Source organism: Amycolatopsis mongoliensis, assembly GCF_030285665.1.
In the GTDB taxonomy this organism is placed as follows: Bacteria; Actinomycetota; Actinomycetes; order Mycobacteriales; family Pseudonocardiaceae; genus Amycolatopsis; species Amycolatopsis mongoliensis.
Map to the genome: position 1 here is coordinate 8,413,675 of NZ_CP127295.1, position 16,805 is coordinate 8,430,479.

Sequence of the window (16,805 nt, forward strand, 5' to 3'; positions counted from 1 at the left end):
GCCTGCGGCCTACCCGACGTCCCCGGACGCGAAACACGGCGGGACGGCACCCGCCCCGCCGTGTCACCCGATCGTGTTACCTACGTGCCCGGGCGGTCCACGTCACCGCGCCAGGCGCCGGTCTCCCCGCCACGCTTTTCGACGAACTCCTTGAACCGCTTCATGTCGCCCTTGACCCGGCGGTCGAGAATGCCGAGCTTGTCGGCGACGTTCTCGGCGAAGCCCTCCGGATCGATGTCCATCTGGGCGGTCACCCGGGTGTGCGCGTCGTCGAGCCGGTGGAACGTGATCACGCCGGCGTGATCCGGACCGGAGTCGGACGTCCAGGCGACCCGCTCGTCGGGGTGCTGCTCGGTGATCGTCGCGTCGAACTCGCGCGTCACGCCACCGAACCGGGTCACCCAGTGGGTGTGGGTGGCGTCGACCTGGCGGATCTCCTCGACGCCTTCCATGAACCGCGGGAACTCCTCGAACTGCGTCCACTGGTTGTACGCGGTCGAAACGGGGACTTCCACGTCCACGATTTCGGTGATCGTGCTCATGCACTCCTCCTCGTCGGTGGTGGAACACGACGGCTACCCCGCGCCGGACCGGTCAAACCCGGCGTGGTTGGCCACGGGCGGGGCCGGGTACACGGCCGCCAGGCAAGGAGGTGTTCCGTGATCGAAGAAATCAACAAGAAGCCGGCGGCCGACCGCTCGGTCGGAGAGCTGGTGACGGACCTGACCGGCGAAGTCAAGCGGCTCGTCCGGGACGAGATGCGGCTCGCGGTCTTCGAACTGCAGCGCAAGGGCAAGAAAATGGGCCTCGGCGCCGGGTTGTTCGGGGCGGCGGGCCTGTTCGCGCTGTTCGGCGCCGGCACCCTGGTCGCGGCCGCCGTGCTGGCGCTCGCGCTGGTCGTGCCCGGCTGGCTGGCCGCGGTGATCGTCGCGGTCGCGCTGTTCGTGATCGCCGGGATCGCCGCGCTGGTCGGCAAGAAGGAGGTCACGCAGGGCGTGCCACCGGTGCCCGAAGAAGCCATCAGCGGCGTCCGCCAGGACGTGGACACCGTGAAGCAGGGAGTGCACACATGAGCGGGGACTTCCCGAAGAACGCCGAAGAGGCACGCCTCGACCGGGACACCACCCGGGAGGAGCTGACCGAAACCCTGGAAGCGCTCGGGCAGAAGCTCGACGTGAGGACCCGGGTCAGGGAGAACGTCGACGAGAAGCTCGACCAGGCGACCGCGAAGGTGGCCGACGTCACGAACGAGCCGACCGCGGTCAAGTTCCGCCAGGGCGCCGACGTCGTCCGGAGCAACCCGGTGCCGATCTTCGCCGGCGTGCTGGGCCTGCTGATCGTCATCCGGCTGATCCTGCGACGGAGGAACGACTCGTGAACAAGGTCGTGTACAAGCCGCTGAGCTGGGCGGTGGGCGCGCTCGGCGGCCTGCTCGCCGGCCAGGTCTTCAAGCAGGTCTGGATGCGCGCGGCCGGCGAAGAGGACGCGCCCGACGCCACCGACCGCGACTACACCTGGCGTCAGGTGATCATCGCGGCGGCGGTGCAAGGCGCGATCTTCGGTGCCGTCAAGGCCGCGACCGAGCGGGCCGGTGCCGTCGGCTACCGCAAGGCCACCGGAGACTGGCCGGACGACTGACCACAGTGGACGGCGGGAGGCGGGACCGGGCGGTCACGCCTCCCGGCCGGGCTCGGGGACCGGGGTCAGGTTCGCGAGCGCGGCGCCGACCCGGGGGTGGATCTCCAGCAGCACGTCCGCGCCGGTGGCCTCCAGCGAGCGCGCGACGGCGTGGCCGCCGACGACGACGGCGAGCTGGGCGCGGGTGTTCGCCTCGAGCAGCGAACGGACGCCGGCGCAGCTGAGGAAGGCGACCCGGGTCAGGTCGACGACCAGCCGCTCGCCCGTGGCGAGGGCTTCGTCGAAAGTTTCGACCGTGGCCGCGTCGATGTCACCGACCAAGGTGACCACGCGAATCCCGCCCGGTCGCTCGGTGGTGGTGAAGGTCAAGCCGGACGGCTCGTCGATCGTGCGAAAGCAGTTCATGGCGCTCCCTATCGCAGCGTGCAGGGGCGCTGACCGGAGCACTTGATTCTGAACAACAGCCAACTCCTCTGACCGTACGCCCCTGGGCCCAGAGGTCAACCCCGCGGGTTTCCCCGCACCCACCTCGGGTAACCGCCGGAAAAGGGACAGCCGGCCCGGAAGGAGATCCATGCGAGTCGTGATCATCGGCGGTGGTTTCGCCGGGTACCACGCGGCCAAGAGCCTGCGGAAGACGGCCGGTGAGGACGTCGAAGTGGTCGTGCTCAACCCCACGGACTACTTCCTCTACCTGCCGCTGCTGCCCGAGGTGGCGGCCGGGGTCCTCGACCCGCGGCGCGTGACGGTCTCGATCCCCGGGACCCTGCCCGGCGTCCGCCTCGTGCTCGGCGCAGCGACCGGCGTCGACCTCGACGCCCGGCACGTCACCTACACGGACCCGGAGGACCAAGAGCACCGGATCGGGTACGACCGGCTGGTGCTCGCGGCGGGCAGCGTCAACAAGCTCCTGCCGATCCCCGGCGTCGCGGAATGCGCGCACGGGTTCCGCGGTGTGCCCGAAGCGCTGTACCTGCGCGACCACATCACGCGCCAGGTCGAACTGGCCGCCGCGGCCGACGACCCGGCCGAACGCGACGCCCGCTGCACGTTCGTCGTCGTCGGGGCCGGCTACACCGGGACCGAGGTCGCCGCGCAGGGGCCCGCGTTCACCGACGCCCTCGCCGCGCGCCACCCCGAGCTGGCCGGGCAGAAGATCCGCTGGCTGCTCCTCGACCTCGCCGAGCGCGTGCTGCCCGAACTCGGCAGGCACCTGGGCGAGACCGCGGACAAGGTGCTGCGCGCACGCGGAGTCGAGGTGCTGATGAAGACCTCGGTCGACCACGCGGACGCCAAGGGCGTCACGCTGACGAACGGTGAGCCGGTCCCCACCCGCACCCTCGTGTGGTGCGTCGGCGTGCGGCCGGACCCGCTGGCGGCGGCGCTGGGGCTCGAGATGGCGAAGGGCAGGCTCGTGGTCACCGAGCAGCTCGCCGTGCCCGGCCGCGACGACCTCTTCGCCTGCGGTGACGCGGCTGCGGTGCCCGACCTCACCCGGCCCGGCCAGTACACCGCGATGACCGCGCAGCACGCCGTGCGGCAGGGGAGGCTCGCCGGGCGCAACGTCGCGGCGTCGCTGGGGTACGGCCGCCCCGGCACCTACCGGCACCACGACCTCGGCTTCATCGTCGACCTCGGTGCCGGCGCCGCCGCGGCGAACCCGTTGCACATCCCGCTTTCCGGTCTCCCGGCGAAGGCACTGGCCCGCGGCTACCACCTCGTGTCGATGCCCGGGAACCGCGTGCGCACGGCCACCGACTGGGTCCTGGACCGGCTGACCGGCCGCCAGACCGTCCAGCTGGGACTCGTCCGCTCCGGTGCGGTGCCGCTCGACACCGACTCCCCCGAACTCCCCCGGCACTGAAGGGAACCAAGCATGTCCGCCGAACCGGCTCCCACCCGCTCCGAAGGCCCGTCCGTGGTCACCGCGGGCGACCCGTCCGGACCCAAGATCATCGTGCTCGACCCGGCCGGTGCCGCGCGGCACGACGAGCTGCCCGCGACCTGGCGACCCTTGGCGGAGCAGCGCGGGATCTTCTGGTGCCGGATCCCCGCCGGAGGTGCCCTCACCGAGGCCGACGACCTCGTGGGCGACCACGGGCCCGGCGACCCGGAGATCGCCGTCGTGACGAGCGGTCCCTTCGCGGCCGAGGCCCTCCAGCTCGTCGAACGCCACCCGGGCGCGGCCACGCACCTGCTGCTGGTCGACCCGGCGTCGGACGCCTTCCTCCCGTCCGGGGACGCCGCTCAGGCCAACGACGCCTGGTTGGCCGAGCACGACGACGTCGTCGCCAAGCTGCGCGAAGCGGGCACGGACGTGCGGGTGGTGGCGTCGAGCACCGAAGGTCCCGAGGACCGCGTGCCGCCACCGCTGCCGCTCGGCCACCCGGACGTGGTGGCGGCCGTCCGGTCGGCACTCGGCGACGTTTGACCCCGCGGCGCGGGGTCAAACGCGGCGGCGGTTCCGGGGTCAGTCGTCGAAGGCCGCCAGGGCCTGGCGGCGGTGCAGGAGGTCGACGGCCGCGTCGAGCTGGCGTTCCAGGTCCTTGAGCCGGCGGCGCTCGTCCGAGGTCAGCCCGCCGTGGTGGAGGGCACCCGTGCGCAGCCGGTGCTCCTCGTCGATCAGGTCGGCGATGCGATCGGTGATTTCGTGGCCTGCCATGGGAAATCCCCTCCTGTCCGCCCGCGAGCATACGCTGCGCGGGTACGCTCGCCCGGGTGGTGGACATCGCCGGACTGGTGCGCGCCCGCGGGGCGCGGGCGAGCCTGTGCGTGCTGCGCGAGGGCCGGCCGCTGCTCGACATCGGCGTCGGCGTCCCGCCGGACGCGCTGTTCTGGATCTTCTCGGCGAGCAAGCCGTTCGTGGCGCTGCTGGTGCACGAGCTGGCGGCGCGCGGGCACTGGGAGCTGGACGCACCCGTGGCCCGCTACTGGCCGGAGTTCGCCGGCGGCGGCAAGGGCGCGGTGACGATCCGGCAGGTGCTCTCGCACCGTTCCGGTTTCGCGACCGCTCGCGGCTTCGCCGGCGACGCTCTCACGATGGCCGACTGGCCGCGCACGATCCGGGCGATCGAGCGCGCGCAGCTGCGGTGGGAGCCCGGCTCGGTCGCGGCTTACCAGCCGATCGTGTACGGCCACATCCTCGGCGAGCTGGTCCGGCGGGTGTCCGGTGTCCCGGTGGACGCCCTGCTGCGTTCGGAAGTGCTGGACCCGCTGGGCCTTTCCGACACGTTCCTCGGGCTGCCGTCGTCGCTGTGGCCCCGCCACGTCCCGATCCGCGGCTTCGGCCTCGGCGGCTCGCTGACGGCCCGGATCGTGAACCGCCCCTCGGTCCGCCAGGCGGTGATCCCGGCAGTCGGCATCTCGACCACGGCCCGTGACCTGGCCCGGTTCTACCAGGCGCTGCTGGACGGGTTCGCCCCGGCCGCGGTGGCGGAGGCCAGGCGGCCGTCCGGAGACGCGGTGGTCGACCGGACGATCGGTACCCGCATCCGCTGGGCTCACGGGTTCCAGCTCGGCGGGGCTGGCCGCCCGATGGGGACGCTGAGCACCCCGGAGACGTTCGGGCACAACGGGAGCAATTGCTGCATCGCCTGGGCGGACCCGGGCAGGCGGTTGGTGTTCGCGTACCTGACGGACCGGTTGGTGGCGGGCCACAGCGCGGCGGCGCACCTGGGCGAGGTGGCGGACGCGGTCCTGACGAGCTGCGACTGACGGCGGTGCGGCGAGCGCCCCAAGGCGGCCTTCGGTGCGTCCAACGCACCCAAGGCCGCCTTCGGTGCGCAGCACCGAAGGCTCTGCCTACTCGCGAGCGCCGTCCACGAACGCCCGTACCACCGGCGCCACCGTCCCCGCCCGCCAGGCCAGCCCCAGATCGATCAGCGGCACCGGTTCCTCCAGCCGCCGCAGCACCACGCCACGACGCTTCAACCCGCGCGCCCGGTGCTCCGGGACCGCCGCGATACCCGCCCCCTCCGCGACCGCGCGCATCAGCTGCTCGTCCTCCGGTTCCTCCCGGACGATCCGCGGCACCCCGGCCGGCCAGACCTGCGCGCTGATCGCGTCGTACTGGCCGGGGCCGTTCTCCCGTGGCCAGAACACCACCGGCTCCGCCGCGATCCACGCCCGGCGCAGCCGCCCGCGCCGTCGGGCCAGCGCGTGCCCGGACGGCACCGCGATCAGCACCTCCTCCGAGCCCACCACCGCCACCTCGATGCCCGGCGCCACCACCGGCGGCCGCACGAACCCCACGTCGATCTCGCCCGCCGCCAGGCGGGCCAGGTTCAGGCTCGTCCAGCCCGTCTCCAACGCCAGCTCGACGTCCGGGTGCCGCGCGCGGTACGCCGCCACCAGGTCGCCGGCCAGCGGGCCGGGCGCCGAGCGCGTGTACGCGATCCGGAGCCGGCCCGCGTCGCCGCGGCCGGCGGCCGCGATCACGCCGCGCGCCCGGTCCAGGCGGTCCAGCAGCTCCCGGGCCTCCGCCGCCGCGACGCGCCCCGCCTCCGTCAGCGCGAAGCGCGGGCCCGAACGATCGAGCAGCGCCACGCCCAGCTCCGCCTCGAAGGCCCGGATCTGCTGGCTCAGCGACGGCTGCGACACGAACAGCCGCGCGGCCGCGCGCGTGAAGTGCATCTCCTCGGCGAGCACGGCGAAGTAGTGCCATCGGCGCAGGTCCACCCAGCAACTATAGGACGGGCCTATAGATCAAGAAGGATCAAGTCTTGGACCGCCCTCGCGAAGCGGACCAAGACTGGGGGACGTGAACCGCACCGACCGCAAGCACCACGCCCTCGCCGCCGCGGCGGAGAACGACCTCCTCGACCCGATGGCCGGCTTCGTCGACCTCGCCGGGATCCGCGAAGCCGTCGAAGACCTGACCAAGGCGTTCGCACCGCTCGGGCGCGTCCAGCACACCGTCGCCGCCAAGGCGTGCGGCCTGGCACCCGTCCTGCGGTACCTCGCCGACCTCGGGGTCGACGTCGAGGTCGCGAGCCCGGGCGAGACGGCCGTCGCCGAAGCCGCCGGCGTCCGCGGCCGGCGGCTCGTGCTCGACTCCCCCGCCAAGACCACGGCCGAGCTCGCGCACGCCGTGGCCGAGGGCACGGCGGTCAACGCCGACAACTTCCAGGAGCTCGCCCGCCTCGACGAACTCGTCGGGCAGCACCCGCGCTCGGTGCTCGGCCTGCGGATCAACCCCCAGGTCGGCGCAGGCCGGATCGGTGACACGAGCACCGCCACCGCGGCGTCGAAGTTCGGCATTCCCTTGCAGGACAACCGCGCCCTCATCACCGAAGCCTTCGCACGACGGCCGTGGCTCACCCGGCTGCACGTCCACGTCGGCTCGCAGGGCTGCCCGCCGGAGCTGATGGCCGACGGCGTCGCCGCGGTGCACGAGCTGGCCGAGGAGATCAACGCCGCGGCCGGGTACCAGCAGGTCACCAGCCTCGACCTCGGCGGCGGCCTGCCGGTGAACTTCGCCTCCGAGGACCCGGGCCCGACGCACGCCGACTACGTCGCGACGCTGCTCGCCCGCGTCCCGGCCCTCGCCGACGGGCGCTACGCCTTCGTCACCGAGTTCGGCCGGTCCCTGCTGGCGAAGAACGGCTTCCTCGTCAGCGCCGTCGAGTACACCAAGGTCGCGGGCGGCCGCCACATCGCCGTGACGCACGCGGGTGCGCAGGTCGCGGCCCGCACGGTGCTCGAGCCGGAGCACTGGCCGCTGCGGCTGACCGCGCTCGACGCCGCGGGCAAGCCGAAGACCGGGCCGGCGGTGCCCCAGGACGTCGCCGGGCCGCTCTGCTTCGCCGGCGACCTCCTCGCCCGCGAACGGCCGCTGCCGCTGCTGGAGCCGGGCGACCTCGTCGTCGCGCACGACACCGGCGCCTACTACTTCGGCGCGCACTACGCCTACAACACGCTGCCGCGCCCGGCCGTGCACGGGTTCACCGTCTCCGAGCGCGGCGACGTCCGGTTCACGCCGATCCGCCGGGCGCAGACCCTGGCCGAGCTCGTGGCGGACGCCGGCGGCGAACACGTCGGAGCGCTCCCGGAAGCATGATCACCGGCGTACGATCCGGGCACGCCGAGGGGAGACTGCCATGGGGGCCGGTCGAACGCGAGCTTTTCAGGGGTCCGGGCCAGAGGCCCGGTCGGCACCGCTGCCGCGGTTCGCCGCGACGGGCGTGGGCATCGTCGTCGCCGCACAGGCGGTGATCCTGACCGCGCTGTCCGGCCGCTACGGCTTCCACCGCGACGAGCTGTACTTCGTCGCGGCGGGCCGGCGGCCCGACTGGGGCTACGTCGACAACCCGCCGATCACGCCGTGGCTCGCGCGCGCGTCCACGGCCGTGTTCGGCGAAACGCCGACCGGCCTGCGCGTCGCCGCGACCCTGCTCGGCATGGCGACGGTGGTGGTCGTCGCGCTGATGGCCCGCGAGTTCGGCGGCGGCCGCGGCGCGCAGCTGTTCACCGCGCTCGCGACGGCGCTCTCGGCGTACGTCCTGGCCGTGTCGCACATGCTGGCCACCAACTCGGCGGACGTGCTGCTGTGGTCGCTGATCGCGTTGTTCGGCCTGAAGCTCCTGCGCACCGGTGACGGCCGGTGGTGGCTCGCCGTCGGTGCCGCCGCCGGGCTCGGCATGGCGAACAAGTGGCTCGTCCTGCTCCTGCTGTCCGGGCTCGGTGTCGGTGTGGCCATCGCCGGGCCGCGCCGGGTGCTGCGGACGTGGTGGCTCGCGGCCGGGATCGGGATCGCCGCCGTGCTCGCCGCGCCGGTCGTGGTCTGGCAGGCGTCGCACGGCTGGCCGATGCTCACCGTGGCCGGCGGGATCAGCGAGGACGACGGCGGCGAGAACCGCGTGCTGTTCGTGCCGATGCAGCTGGTGTTGCTCTCCCCCGTGCTGGTGCCCGTGTGGATCGCCGGGCTCGTGCGGCCGTGGCACGACCCGGCTCTCCGGTGGGCCCGCGCGCTGGCGATCGCCTACCCGGTGGTCTGCGTCGAGCTCCTGATCGTGGGCGGAAAGCCGTACTACTCCGTGCCGTTGCTGCTGCCGCTGGTGGCGCTCGGCGCGGAGCCGGCGCTGCGGTGGCTGGCCCGCGCCGGGACCACGCGGCGGGTGCTGACCGGCGTGGTGGCCGCGGTGTGCGTGGCCGTGTCCGTCCTCACCGGTCTCCCGGTGGTCCCGGCCTCGGCCCTCGACGGCCCGCTTCTGGCGGTCAACAAGGAACCCGGCGAGCAGGTCGGCTGGCCGGAGTTCGCCGACACGGTCGCCGGGGCGTGGGCGCGGATCCCGGCCACCGAGCGGGACACCGCGGTGATCGTCACCGGGAACTACGGCGAAGCCGGCGCGATCGAGCACTACGGACCCGCGCGCGGCCTGCCGCAGCCGTACTCGCCGCACATGTCCTACGCCGACTGGGGCCCGCCGCCGGACCGCCTGGTCGGCCCGGTGCTGCTGGTCGGCGGCATCGACCGCGGCTCGCCCGCCTCGCGGCTGATCACCGGGTGCCGCGTGGTGGCCAAGCACCACAACGCCGAAGGCGTCGACGACGACGAAGAAGGCGTCGCGCTCTCGCTGTGCACATTGACCGAGCCGTGGTCGACGGCGTGGCCGGTCCTGCGCCGGTTCTACTGACAGGAACAGCTACTGAGCGGTTTGCCCGGTTCGCGCTACCCTCGGGCGCATGGTGGCGAGGCGCACGGCGGTGGCCGTGGTGGGGGCGGGCCCGGCCGGACTCACGGTGGCGAACCTCCTGCAGCGTGCGGGGATCGGCTGTGTGCTGCTGGAGCAGGAAAGCCGGGCGTTCATCGAGCAGCGGCCGCGGGCCGGGTTCATCGAGGAATGGGCCGTCCACGGGCTCGACCAGCGCGGGCTCGGCGAGCAGCTCGTCGCGAAGGCGCCGCGGCACGAGAAGTTCGAGTTCCGGTTCGCCGGGCGGCGGCACGCCTTCCGCTACGGCGACGTCACCGGACAACGGCATTTCGTGTACCCGCAACAGCTCCTGGTCACCGACCTGGTCGCGCAGTACACCGGCGCGGGTGGCGAAGCGGTCTTCGAGGTCTCCGACGTCCGGCTGCACGGCCTGACGTCGGAGACGCCCGCCGTCACGTTCCGGACCGCCGACGGCGAGCACCGGGTCGACTGCGACTTCATCGCCGGCTGCGACGGCGCGCGCGGCGTCTCTCAGGGCTACCTGCCACCGGAATCCACCGTGAAGTCCCGCCACGACTACGGAATCGGCCGGCTGGCCCTGCTCGCGGAGGCACCGCCGTCCGCCGACGGGGTGCTGTTCGGCATCCACCCGCGCGGGTTCGGCGCGCACATGGCCCGCACGCCGACGGTGACGCGGTTCTACCTGCAGACCGCGGCGGGCGAAACCGAGGCGGACTGGCCCGACGAGCGCGTCTGGACGGAGCTGCAGGCCCGGCTGGCGGTGCCGGACGGCCCGATCATCGAGGGCAAGCTGATCGAGAAGCGGATCCTCGACATGCACAACTACGTCGTGGAGCCGATGTCCCACGGCCGGCTGCACCTGGCGGGCGAGTCGGCGCACCTCGTCGCGCCGATCGCGGCGAAGGGCATGAACCTCGCCCTGCACGACGCGTTCCTGCTCGCCGAGGCCTACCAAGCGCACTACGCGGGCGATCCCACGCGGCTGGCCGGGTACTCCGCCGCGTGCCTGCCGCTGGTGTGGCAGTACCAGGAGTTTTCGCTGTGGCTGTCGGACATCTTCCACAACACCGCGGCCGCGGGCGAGAACCCGTTCGCGGCGCGCATCGCGGAAGCCCGGATGCGCCGCCTGCTGGGTTCGCCCGCGGCCGCGGCGGCGTTCGCGGAGCTGTACATCGGCAAGAACGCCGATCTTTAAGAGGACACAGCTCAACTCCAGGCGATCTTGAACACCCAGGCGAAGCGGCCCGCCTGCCGGGCCGCGGCCGGGACGTCGACGACCAGCGAGCCGTTCTCCACCGTCCAGTGCAGGTTCCCGCGGTACCCGAGCAGGCTCACCCGGTCCCCGGCGCGGATCGGGACCGGCGCGTCGACCACCAGCCTGCTGCCCGGTGCCACCAGTGAGTGCACGTAGAAGGCCTCGTTCTGCTTGACCGTGAACCGCAGGTCGCCGAGCTGAGCCATCCGCGACCAGTACGTCGTGCCGTAGATCGCCTCGCCGTTGACCTTCAGCCACGCGCCCGCGTCGCGCAGGTGCTTCTGCATGACGTCCGGGATGGTGCCGTCGAAGTCCGGGCCGATGTCGAGCAGGAAGTTGCCGTTCTTCGACACGATGTCGACGAGCGTCCGGACGACCTCCTCCGCCGTCATGTACCGGTCGTCGGGGGTCGCGCGGTTGTAGCCGTAGGAGAACGGGTCGAGGCCGCGGCTCGCCTCCCACTTCGCCACCACGGTGTTCGGGTACGTCGTGTACTCCGGCGTCGTGAAGTCGTGGTCGGGGATGCCGCCGCGGTCGTTGTAGGTGACGTCCTTGGGCCGCTTGCGGTTCTTCGCGTGGTTGAAGTACTCGGTGAGCACGGTCCGGCTGTCGTTGACGCCGCCGATGTCGAACCACAGCACGTCCGGGTCGAACTCCGAGATCAGCTCGAGGACCTGCGGCGCCTGGTAGTCGCGGACGAAGTCCTTCCCGGCGGTGTACCCGGTGTAGGGCAGTGGCGCGCCGGTGTACGGGTTGCGCGGCGCGTGGCCCATCCACGGGTTGTCCGGGTTGAACCACTCCGGCAGCGAGAAGTACAGGCCGTTGCGCAGCTGCGGGGTGTACTTCCGGGACGCCGCGAACAGCTCGGCGATGATGTTGCGCTTCGGGCCGAGCTTCACGGAGTTGCGGTCGCTGACCTCGGTGTCCCACAACGCGAAGCCGTCGTGGTGCTTCGACGTCAGGACGTAGTACTCGGCGCCCGCGTCCGCGATGAGCTTCAGCCAGGTGCGCGGGTCGAACTTCGCCGCGGTGAACATCGGGATGAAGTCGTCGTAGGCGAAGTCCTCGCCGTACTTCTCCTTGTGGTAGGCGTAGGTCGCGCCGTTCGGGTCCTGCTGGTTCTGCCAGTACCACTCCGCGTACTGCTGCCCGACCGGCGCCCACGCGGGCACGGCGTACACGCCCCAGTGGATGAAGATGCCGAACTTGCTGTCGGTGAACCAATACGGCGCACGGTGCGTCGACAGCGAGGCGTCGGTCGGCCGGAAGTCCGGGACGCCGAGGGTGATCGGGACCTGCTGGGTGGCGAGGGTGCCCCGCCCGGCCGTGACGCGGACCTGGCCGTTCGTGGTGGTTCCGGGCGGCACGGACGCGTTCGGCGCGAGCCCGAGCCGGACCGTCGCCTGCTCCCCCGGCGCCAGCGCGCGGATGGTCGCCGGCACGGTCGTCCGGCCACCGGGGACGTCGACGGTGACGCTGACCTTGTCACCGGCCCCGAGCCACACCGTTCCCGCGTTCACGACGGTCGCCTCGGCCGCCTGCGGGCCGCCGTCGGTCAGCAGGTTGGCCGTCGAGCGGCCGTCGAGGATCAGCGCCGAACGGCCGGCGGCCACCGGCTGCAGGGTGAGCGCGAAGACGTGCAGGCTGGAGACGTTCGGCGCCGGCGTGGCCGTGGTGGGCAGGGTCAGCGCGACGGCGTCGCGGGCCGGGTCGACCCAGACCTGGCCGGTGGCCAGGGAAACGGGGTTGCTGTCGACGACACCGCCGGGCGCGTAGCGGAACGGCGAAACCAGGGCGCCGGTGCCGGTGTACCAGTCGGGACCGGAGAGGGAACCGGTGCTCGTGGTGCCGTCGGCGTAGTGCACGGTGGCGGCGCCGCCGGTGGCGCCGTAGCTGGCGGCGACCAGGAAGTAGGCGACGAAGTACCGCCCCTTCGGCAGGTCGATCGTCTGGCCGGTGGCGGCGATGTTGTTCTTGGCGCCGGCGGCCGCGGAGCCGAGCTTGAACGGGACGCCGCCGACGGTGGCGGTCTGCCCGGCGGGCAGGTGCTCGGCCGGGAAGGTGTAGCCGGAGCCGTCGAAGTCGCCGCCGGTGGCCGACGCGCTGTCGATGCCGTCGTTCGAGAACCAGGCGTCGAGCGCGACCGGGACGGGCGGCGGGGGCGGGACGATCGGGGTACCGGGGCCGTCCGGGGCGGCGTCCACGGGCCCGGCCGCACCGGCGGGTGTCCGGCCGGCCACGCTGAGCGCCACGGCGCCACCCAGGGCGATGCCGAGGGCTTGACGGCGAGGGAAGGTCGTCACTGAACCTCCAGGGATCGGATGACTACGGCGGAATGACGGCAGAGTTCGGCCCCAGTTGGGTCGAGCTGTCGTTGGCGGAGCTGATTCATCCGATGAATGACCCTGCTCGTTGTGCCTTCCGCTGTCAAGAGGCCAACCGGAGCGATCGAAGTGAACCGGGCTCGCGTCCGACCCGTTGTTCTGGGTAACGAGCTGCAGCAACTCGCCGCCACCACCAGCCGCGTCGAAAGGCCAGACGATGTCCACCTACCCGAACGCGCTGAGCCGTCGCGCGATCGCCATGCTCAAGGCGGTCGGCGAAGGACGCGCCGAGCTCCGCTGCAGCTGTGAACCCGACCTCCGCGTGGACGGGTTGCCGTGCTGCGACCAGAACACCGCCCACGACCTCGCCCGCGCCGGGCTGATCCGCGCGATCGGCACGCCGCTGCGTGACCACTGGGCCCCGGCTGAACTCACCGACGCCGGGCACCGCGCGCTCGGCGGCGGTTTCCCCGCCGCAGCCTGAGCCTCCCGCTCGAAAGCCGTGAATGGCACATCGAGGGACTTGAAGTCCCTCGATGTGCCATTCACGGCTTTCCGCGTTTCCCTCGCTGCGGCGGGGCGAGAAACCTCGTGAACGGGCTGAACCACCCCGGGCCGGGGACCGTGCTTTGGGTGAGGGCGTCTCGCACACGCCCTCCGGGGTCGCCACGATGCAACGATCCGGGCCAGCCTCCGCCCGATCGGGACCGGGCACTCCGGCGAGCGGCCGTCGCGGCAACGGCCACCTCGCGCGGGCCCGTCCGGCATCCCCAGAATCCCGGACGGGCCCGCTCCCCACTGTCCGGGATCTTGTCCGCTTCGGTCACCTGATCAGCGGTCCCTGGCCCGGAGCAGCCACGCCACTGTGAGTGCATGCGACGCTTTTTGGCTCTGAGCGCGGCACTTCTGGCGGGGTTCGGCATCCTCACGACGTCCGGCAGCGCGAACCCCGAAAGCGCTCTCCCGGCGGTCGCCGAGCACGCCGTCGGCGGCTGGGTCGGCACGTGGGCCACCTCGCCCGCGTCCGCCGTGGCCAACACCCCGGACGGCTACCCGGGCTACTCGATCCGCAACGTCGTGCACACCAGTGCCGGCGGCGGCCGGGCCCGCGTCCACCTGTCGAACGCCTTCGGCGCGTCTCCCCTGACCTTCGGGCACGTCACCGTCGCGGTGCAGAGCACCGGCCCGGACGCGGTGCCCGGCACGCTGCGGTCGCTGACCTTCGGCGGCGCGCCGAGCGTCGTCGTCCCGGCGGGCGCCGAAGCCCTGAGCGACCCGGTGGGCCTGCGGGTGCCGGCCGACGCCAACCTGCTCGTCACGACCTACGTGCCCACGAAGTCCGGGCCCGTCACCTACCACCCGGCCGCCTCGCAGACGTCGTACTTCACCCGCGCGGGCGACTTCGCCGGCAACGAGTCGGGCGCGCCCTACACCGAGCAGACGTCGGTGTGGCACTACGTCTCCGGCGTCGACGTCCAGGGCGGCGCCGAGGCATCGATCGTCACCCTCGGCGATTCGATCACCGACGGCGTCGGCTCGGTCGCCGGGGCCAACCACCGCTGGCCGGACTACCTCGCCGACCGGCTGCACGGCCGGTTCGGCGTGCTCAACGCGGGCATCAGCGCCAACCGGCTGCTGCTCGACGTGCCCGGGTCGGGCGCCGGCCAGAACGCGTTGTCCCGCTTCGACCGCGACGTGCTGAGCGTCGGCGGCGTGCGGACGCTGATCGTGCTGGAAGGCATCAACGACATCCAGCAGGACCCGCACCAGACCGACCCGAACGCGATCACCTCGGCCTACCGCCAGCTGGTGACGCAGGCGCACGCCCGCGGCATCCGCGTCCTCGGCGGCACGCTCACGCCGTTCAAGGGCTGGCGCGTCTACGACGAAACCCTGGAGGCGACCCGCACGGCGGTGAACACGTTCATCCGCACCAGCGGCGTCTTCGACGGCGTGATCGACTTCGACGCCGCCGTCCGCGACCCGGCCGACCCGCTCCGGATGCTCCCCGCGTACGACTCGGGCGACCACCTCCACCCGGGCGACGCGGGTTACGAGCGGATGGCCGCCGTGGTCCGGCTCGACCGGCTCTGATCCCGCGGGATGAACAGCACCGCTACCAGGCTCACCAGCGCCACGGCGACGAGGTAGAGCGAAACCGAAAGCGAAGTCCCCGTGGAGGTCTGCAACGCCGTCGCGATCAGCGGCGCGAACCCGCCGCCCAGCACCGCGCCGACGGCGTAGGAGAACGACGCGCCGCTGTAGCGGTACCGCGGCTCGAACAGCTCCGCGAACAACGCCGGCTGCGGCCCGATCGCGCTCGCCACGGCGACCCGCCGCAGCTGCCGGGCCGCTTCGCCCGTGGCCGACGCGCTCAGGAGCCGGCGAGCACCGGGACGAGGTCTTCGGCCAGCAGGTCCATCAGCAGCCCGTCGTGCCAGCTGCCGTCCGGACCGCGCTCGTAGGAGCGCATCGTGCCGACCGGCTGGAAGCCGAGTGACTGGTACAGCTGGATCGCGGACTTGTTGTCCGCGGCGGGATCGATCACCAGCCGGTGGTGGCCACGCACGGTGAACAGGTGCTCGGCCAGCGTCCGGATCGCGTCCGACCCGAGACCGCGGCCCTGCCAGTCCGGGTGGACCGCGATGTCGATGCCCGCGTGCCGGTACTGCGGGTCGGCCTCCTCGAAGGCCAGCTCGATGCCCACGACGACATCCTCGTGCTCGATGGCGTAGGTCGTGGTGTCCTCGTCGGGGTCCAGCAGGTAGGACACCTGGGCGGCCACCGGTTCCTCGGCGTCCGCCCACCACCGGGCGACGTCCGGGTGCGACAGGATCTCCTCGAACCGGGCGGCGTCCGCGGCTGCGGCGGGGCGCAGGCGGACACGGCTTCCGGTGATCAGGCCGGTCATCGGCTCAGTGTCGACCCCCGGGCGCCGTCTGTCGAGCGCCGTCGCCCGGCCGGGCCTCGGCCGCGACCAGCAGGGTGCTCAGCGTGCGGGCTGCCTGCCGGCCGCGGGCCGGGTCACCACGGGTTGTTGTCGTCCTCGTCCGGGTCCGTACGCCGCCGCGGCGGCGGCGAAGCCTGCGGGGCCGGCGGAACCGCGGCACCGCCTGCCGGGGACGGCGGAACCGGGCCCGGTTCCGCGGGCGGCGGCGCGTCGTCCGGCTCGTCCGGGTCGGGGAACCGGCCGCGCAGCGTGTCGAGCAGCGCCGTGCGGGTCTCGCGGTCCTCGTCGCCGAGCTGCTCGGTCATCACCCCGGCCACCCGCTCGGCGATGCCGGACTGGGCCCGGCGCATCGTCGTCAGGATCGTCCGGGACAGCTCGTCCAGGGGGAAGGACTTGACCTTGTTGCTGAACGTCAGGTCGGTGACCGTGCCGTCGGCGCCGACCGTGACGCTGACCGCGCCGTCCCCGCTGCTCGCGGTCAGCCGCAGCCGTTCGGTCTGCTCCTGCGCAGCCTGGTAGCGCTGCGCCTTCGCCGCGAACCCGGCCGCCCAGTCGTCCATCCGGCGGATCGCCTCGTCGGGGTCCCGGATCAGGTCCCCCAGGCCGTTCGGGCCCGTCATGCCCGGACCCCCGCTTCCGCCGTGCGCGGTGCGGCACTCAGCTGCCGTTCGAACGGCTGGGCGTTGCCCTCTTCACCGTCGCGGTAGGACTGGGCGGCGGTCTTGACGTTGTCGGCGAGCCCGCGCACCCCCTCGGTCGACGCGGTCAGCGCCTCCTTCGCCTGCTCACCCGTGGGCCGGATGATCGGCGGGAGGAACGCGCAAAGCAGCCCGTAGGCGTGGTCCGACATCGCCGTGTCCGCCGCGGAAGCCGCCGTGGTGAGCCGGTCCACCAGGCTCTCGACGTGACTCGCGTGCGCGACCAGGTCGTCCGGCTCGACCTCGAAGCCGCCGGCCGTCATGCGC

20 protein-coding genes are annotated in these 16,805 nt (G+C 72.6%); 11 read left to right on the forward strand and 9 right to left on the reverse strand.

The genetic code is table 11. The features are described from left to right. Window positions 1-80: 80 nt before the first annotated feature. Entirely contained in the window at window positions 81-542 is a 462-nt protein-coding gene (locus tag QRX60_RS40310) for an SRPBCC family protein (RefSeq protein ID WP_285996716.1), read from the reverse strand. Window positions 543-659: 117 nt separating this feature from the next. On the opposite strand from QRX60_RS40310, the gene QRX60_RS40315 reads away from it, so the two are divergent. From QRX60_RS40315 to QRX60_RS40325, 3 genes are read left to right on the forward strand one after another with little or no spacing between them, the layout of a single operon-like run. Then, window positions 660-1,073 (forward strand): phage holin family protein, encoded by a 414-nt coding sequence (locus tag QRX60_RS40315; RefSeq protein ID WP_285996717.1) that lies wholly within the window; start codon window positions 660-662, stop codon window positions 1,071-1,073. After that, on the forward strand, window positions 1,070-1,378 hold the full coding sequence (locus QRX60_RS40320; RefSeq protein ID WP_285996718.1) for a DUF3618 domain-containing protein: 309 nt from the start codon (window positions 1,070-1,072) through the stop codon (window positions 1,376-1,378). Before QRX60_RS40315 ends, QRX60_RS40320 begins: the two co-directional genes overlap by 4 nt. Next, on the forward strand, window positions 1,375-1,638 hold the full coding sequence (locus QRX60_RS40325) for a DUF4235 domain-containing protein (protein ID WP_285996719.1): 264 nt from the start codon (window positions 1,375-1,377) through the stop codon (window positions 1,636-1,638). The genes QRX60_RS40320 and QRX60_RS40325 overlap by 4 nt, the downstream gene beginning before the upstream one ends. 33 nt (window positions 1,639-1,671) lie before the next feature. Here the strand turns inward: QRX60_RS40325 and QRX60_RS40330 are convergent, their stop codons facing one another. Beyond that, window positions 1,672-2,043, reverse strand: a complete 372-nt coding sequence (locus QRX60_RS40330) for an STAS domain-containing protein (RefSeq protein WP_285996720.1) — start codon at window positions 2,041-2,043, stop codon at window positions 1,672-1,674. 169 nt (window positions 2,044-2,212) lie between these two features. On the opposite strand from QRX60_RS40330, the gene QRX60_RS40335 reads away from it, so the two are divergent. Continuing rightward, window positions 2,213-3,502: an NAD(P)/FAD-dependent oxidoreductase gene (locus tag QRX60_RS40335; RefSeq protein WP_285996721.1), complete on the forward strand. Its 1,290-nt coding sequence runs from the start codon at window positions 2,213-2,215 to the stop codon at window positions 3,500-3,502. A gap of 12 nt (window positions 3,503-3,514) precedes the next feature. Continuing rightward, window positions 3,515-4,069, forward strand: a complete 555-nt coding sequence (locus QRX60_RS40340; protein ID WP_285996722.1) for a hypothetical protein — start codon at window positions 3,515-3,517, stop codon at window positions 4,067-4,069. A gap of 39 nt (window positions 4,070-4,108) precedes the next feature. On the opposite strand, the gene QRX60_RS40345 is transcribed toward QRX60_RS40340, so the two are convergent. Beyond that, a complete protein-coding gene (locus tag QRX60_RS40345; protein ID WP_285996723.1) occupies window positions 4,109-4,300 on the reverse strand; it encodes a DUF2630 family protein in 192 nt (63 codons plus the stop codon). A gap of 56 nt (window positions 4,301-4,356) precedes the next feature. Here QRX60_RS40345 and QRX60_RS40350 point away from each other — a divergent pair, with 56 nt between their 5' ends. Beyond that, window positions 4,357-5,352, forward strand: coding sequence for a serine hydrolase domain-containing protein (locus QRX60_RS40350; RefSeq protein WP_285996724.1), 996 nt, complete (start codon window positions 4,357-4,359; stop codon window positions 5,350-5,352). An 87-nt stretch (window positions 5,353-5,439) separates the two neighbouring features. Here QRX60_RS40350 and QRX60_RS40355 read toward each other — a convergent pair whose 3' ends face one another. Further along, a complete protein-coding gene (locus tag QRX60_RS40355) occupies window positions 5,440-6,315 on the reverse strand; it encodes a LysR family transcriptional regulator (RefSeq protein ID WP_285996725.1) in 876 nt (291 codons plus the stop codon). Between the two features lie 82 nt (window positions 6,316-6,397). Between QRX60_RS40355 and QRX60_RS40360 the strand changes: the two genes are divergently transcribed. From QRX60_RS40360 to QRX60_RS40370, 3 genes are all read left to right on the forward strand, one after another. Then, window positions 6,398-7,696, forward strand: coding sequence for a type III PLP-dependent enzyme domain-containing protein (locus tag QRX60_RS40360; protein WP_285996726.1), 1,299 nt, complete (start codon window positions 6,398-6,400; stop codon window positions 7,694-7,696). 124 nt (window positions 7,697-7,820) lie between these two features. Beyond that, complete coding sequence (locus QRX60_RS40365) at window positions 7,821-9,272, forward strand: ArnT family glycosyltransferase (RefSeq protein WP_285996727.1); 1,452 nt, start codon at window positions 7,821-7,823, stop codon at window positions 9,270-9,272. Window positions 9,273-9,321: 49 nt separating this feature from the next. Then, window positions 9,322-10,506, forward strand: coding sequence for a 4-hydroxybenzoate 3-monooxygenase (locus QRX60_RS40370; protein WP_285996728.1), 1,185 nt, complete (start codon window positions 9,322-9,324; stop codon window positions 10,504-10,506). An 11-nt stretch (window positions 10,507-10,517) separates the two neighbouring features. On the opposite strand, the gene QRX60_RS40375 is transcribed toward QRX60_RS40370, so the two are convergent. Then, window positions 10,518-12,869 carry an alpha-L-fucosidase gene (locus QRX60_RS40375; protein WP_285996729.1) on the reverse strand — a complete coding sequence of 784 codons (2,352 nt, stop codon included), beginning with the start codon at window positions 12,867-12,869 and terminating at the stop codon, window positions 10,518-10,520. Window positions 12,870-13,107: 238 nt separating this feature from the next. On the opposite strand from QRX60_RS40375, the gene QRX60_RS40380 reads away from it, so the two are divergent. Together QRX60_RS40380 and QRX60_RS40385 are read left to right on the forward strand one after the other, a co-directional pair. Beyond that, entirely contained in the window at window positions 13,108-13,374 is a 267-nt protein-coding gene (locus QRX60_RS40380) for a hypothetical protein (RefSeq protein ID WP_285996730.1), read from the forward strand. Window positions 13,375-13,763: 389 nt separating this feature from the next. Continuing rightward, complete coding sequence (locus tag QRX60_RS40385; RefSeq protein WP_285996731.1) at window positions 13,764-14,984, forward strand: SGNH/GDSL hydrolase family protein; 1,221 nt, start codon at window positions 13,764-13,766, stop codon at window positions 14,982-14,984. On the opposite strand, the gene QRX60_RS40390 is transcribed toward QRX60_RS40385, so the two are convergent. The 4 genes from QRX60_RS40390 to QRX60_RS40405 all read right to left on the reverse strand — a co-directional run bounded on the left by QRX60_RS40390 (window position 14,942) and on the right by QRX60_RS40405 (window position 16,801). Beyond that, entirely contained in the window at window positions 14,942-15,217 is a 276-nt protein-coding gene (locus tag QRX60_RS40390; RefSeq protein WP_408630172.1) for a hypothetical protein, read from the reverse strand. The two genes, QRX60_RS40385 and QRX60_RS40390, sit on opposite strands and share 43 nt — an antisense overlap. Window positions 15,218-15,264: 47 nt before the next feature. After that, window positions 15,265-15,801, reverse strand: a complete 537-nt coding sequence (locus QRX60_RS40395) for a GNAT family N-acetyltransferase (protein ID WP_285996732.1) — start codon at window positions 15,799-15,801, stop codon at window positions 15,265-15,267. 113 nt (window positions 15,802-15,914) lie between these two features. Further along, window positions 15,915-16,460 (reverse strand): YbaB/EbfC family nucleoid-associated protein, encoded by a 546-nt coding sequence (locus QRX60_RS40400; RefSeq protein ID WP_285996733.1) that lies wholly within the window; start codon window positions 16,458-16,460, stop codon window positions 15,915-15,917. Next, window positions 16,457-16,801 carry a type VII secretion target gene (locus QRX60_RS40405; protein ID WP_285996734.1) on the reverse strand — a complete coding sequence of 115 codons (345 nt, stop codon included), beginning with the start codon at window positions 16,799-16,801 and terminating at the stop codon, window positions 16,457-16,459. Before QRX60_RS40405 ends, QRX60_RS40400 begins: the two co-directional genes overlap by 4 nt. Window positions 16,802-16,805: the final 4 nt, after the last annotated feature.

Excerpts from the sequence above, each read along its gene's own strand:
- QRX60_RS40310 (WP_285996716.1), bottom strand. The coding sequence starts at position 542 with ATGAGCACGATCACCGAAATCGTGGACGTGGAAGTCCCCGTTTCGACC.
- QRX60_RS40320 (WP_285996718.1), top strand. The coding sequence starts at position 1,070 with ATGAGCGGGGACTTCCCGAAGAACGCCGAAGAGGCACGCCTCGACCGG.
- QRX60_RS40330 (WP_285996720.1), bottom strand. The coding sequence starts at position 2,043 with ATGAACTGCTTTCGCACGATCGACGAGCCGTCCGGCTTGACCTTCACC.
- QRX60_RS40335 (WP_285996721.1), top strand. The coding sequence starts at position 2,213 with ATGCGAGTCGTGATCATCGGCGGTGGTTTCGCCGGGTACCACGCGGCC.
- QRX60_RS40340 (WP_285996722.1), top strand. The coding sequence starts at position 3,515 with ATGTCCGCCGAACCGGCTCCCACCCGCTCCGAAGGCCCGTCCGTGGTC.
- QRX60_RS40345 (WP_285996723.1), bottom strand. The coding sequence starts at position 4,300 with ATGGCAGGCCACGAAATCACCGATCGCATCGCCGACCTGATCGACGAG.
- QRX60_RS40370 (WP_285996728.1), top strand. The coding sequence starts at position 9,322 with ATGGTGGCGAGGCGCACGGCGGTGGCCGTGGTGGGGGCGGGCCCGGCC.
- QRX60_RS40380 (WP_285996730.1), top strand. The coding sequence starts at position 13,108 with ATGTCCACCTACCCGAACGCGCTGAGCCGTCGCGCGATCGCCATGCTC.
- QRX60_RS40385 (WP_285996731.1), top strand. The coding sequence starts at position 13,764 with ATGCGACGCTTTTTGGCTCTGAGCGCGGCACTTCTGGCGGGGTTCGGC.
- QRX60_RS40395 (WP_285996732.1), bottom strand. The coding sequence starts at position 15,801 with ATGACCGGCCTGATCACCGGAAGCCGTGTCCGCCTGCGCCCCGCCGCA.
- QRX60_RS40400 (WP_285996733.1), bottom strand. The coding sequence starts at position 16,460 with ATGACGGGCCCGAACGGCCTGGGGGACCTGATCCGGGACCCCGACGAG.
- QRX60_RS40405 (WP_285996734.1), bottom strand. The coding sequence starts at position 16,801 with ATGACGGCCGGCGGCTTCGAGGTCGAGCCGGACGACCTGGTCGCGCAC.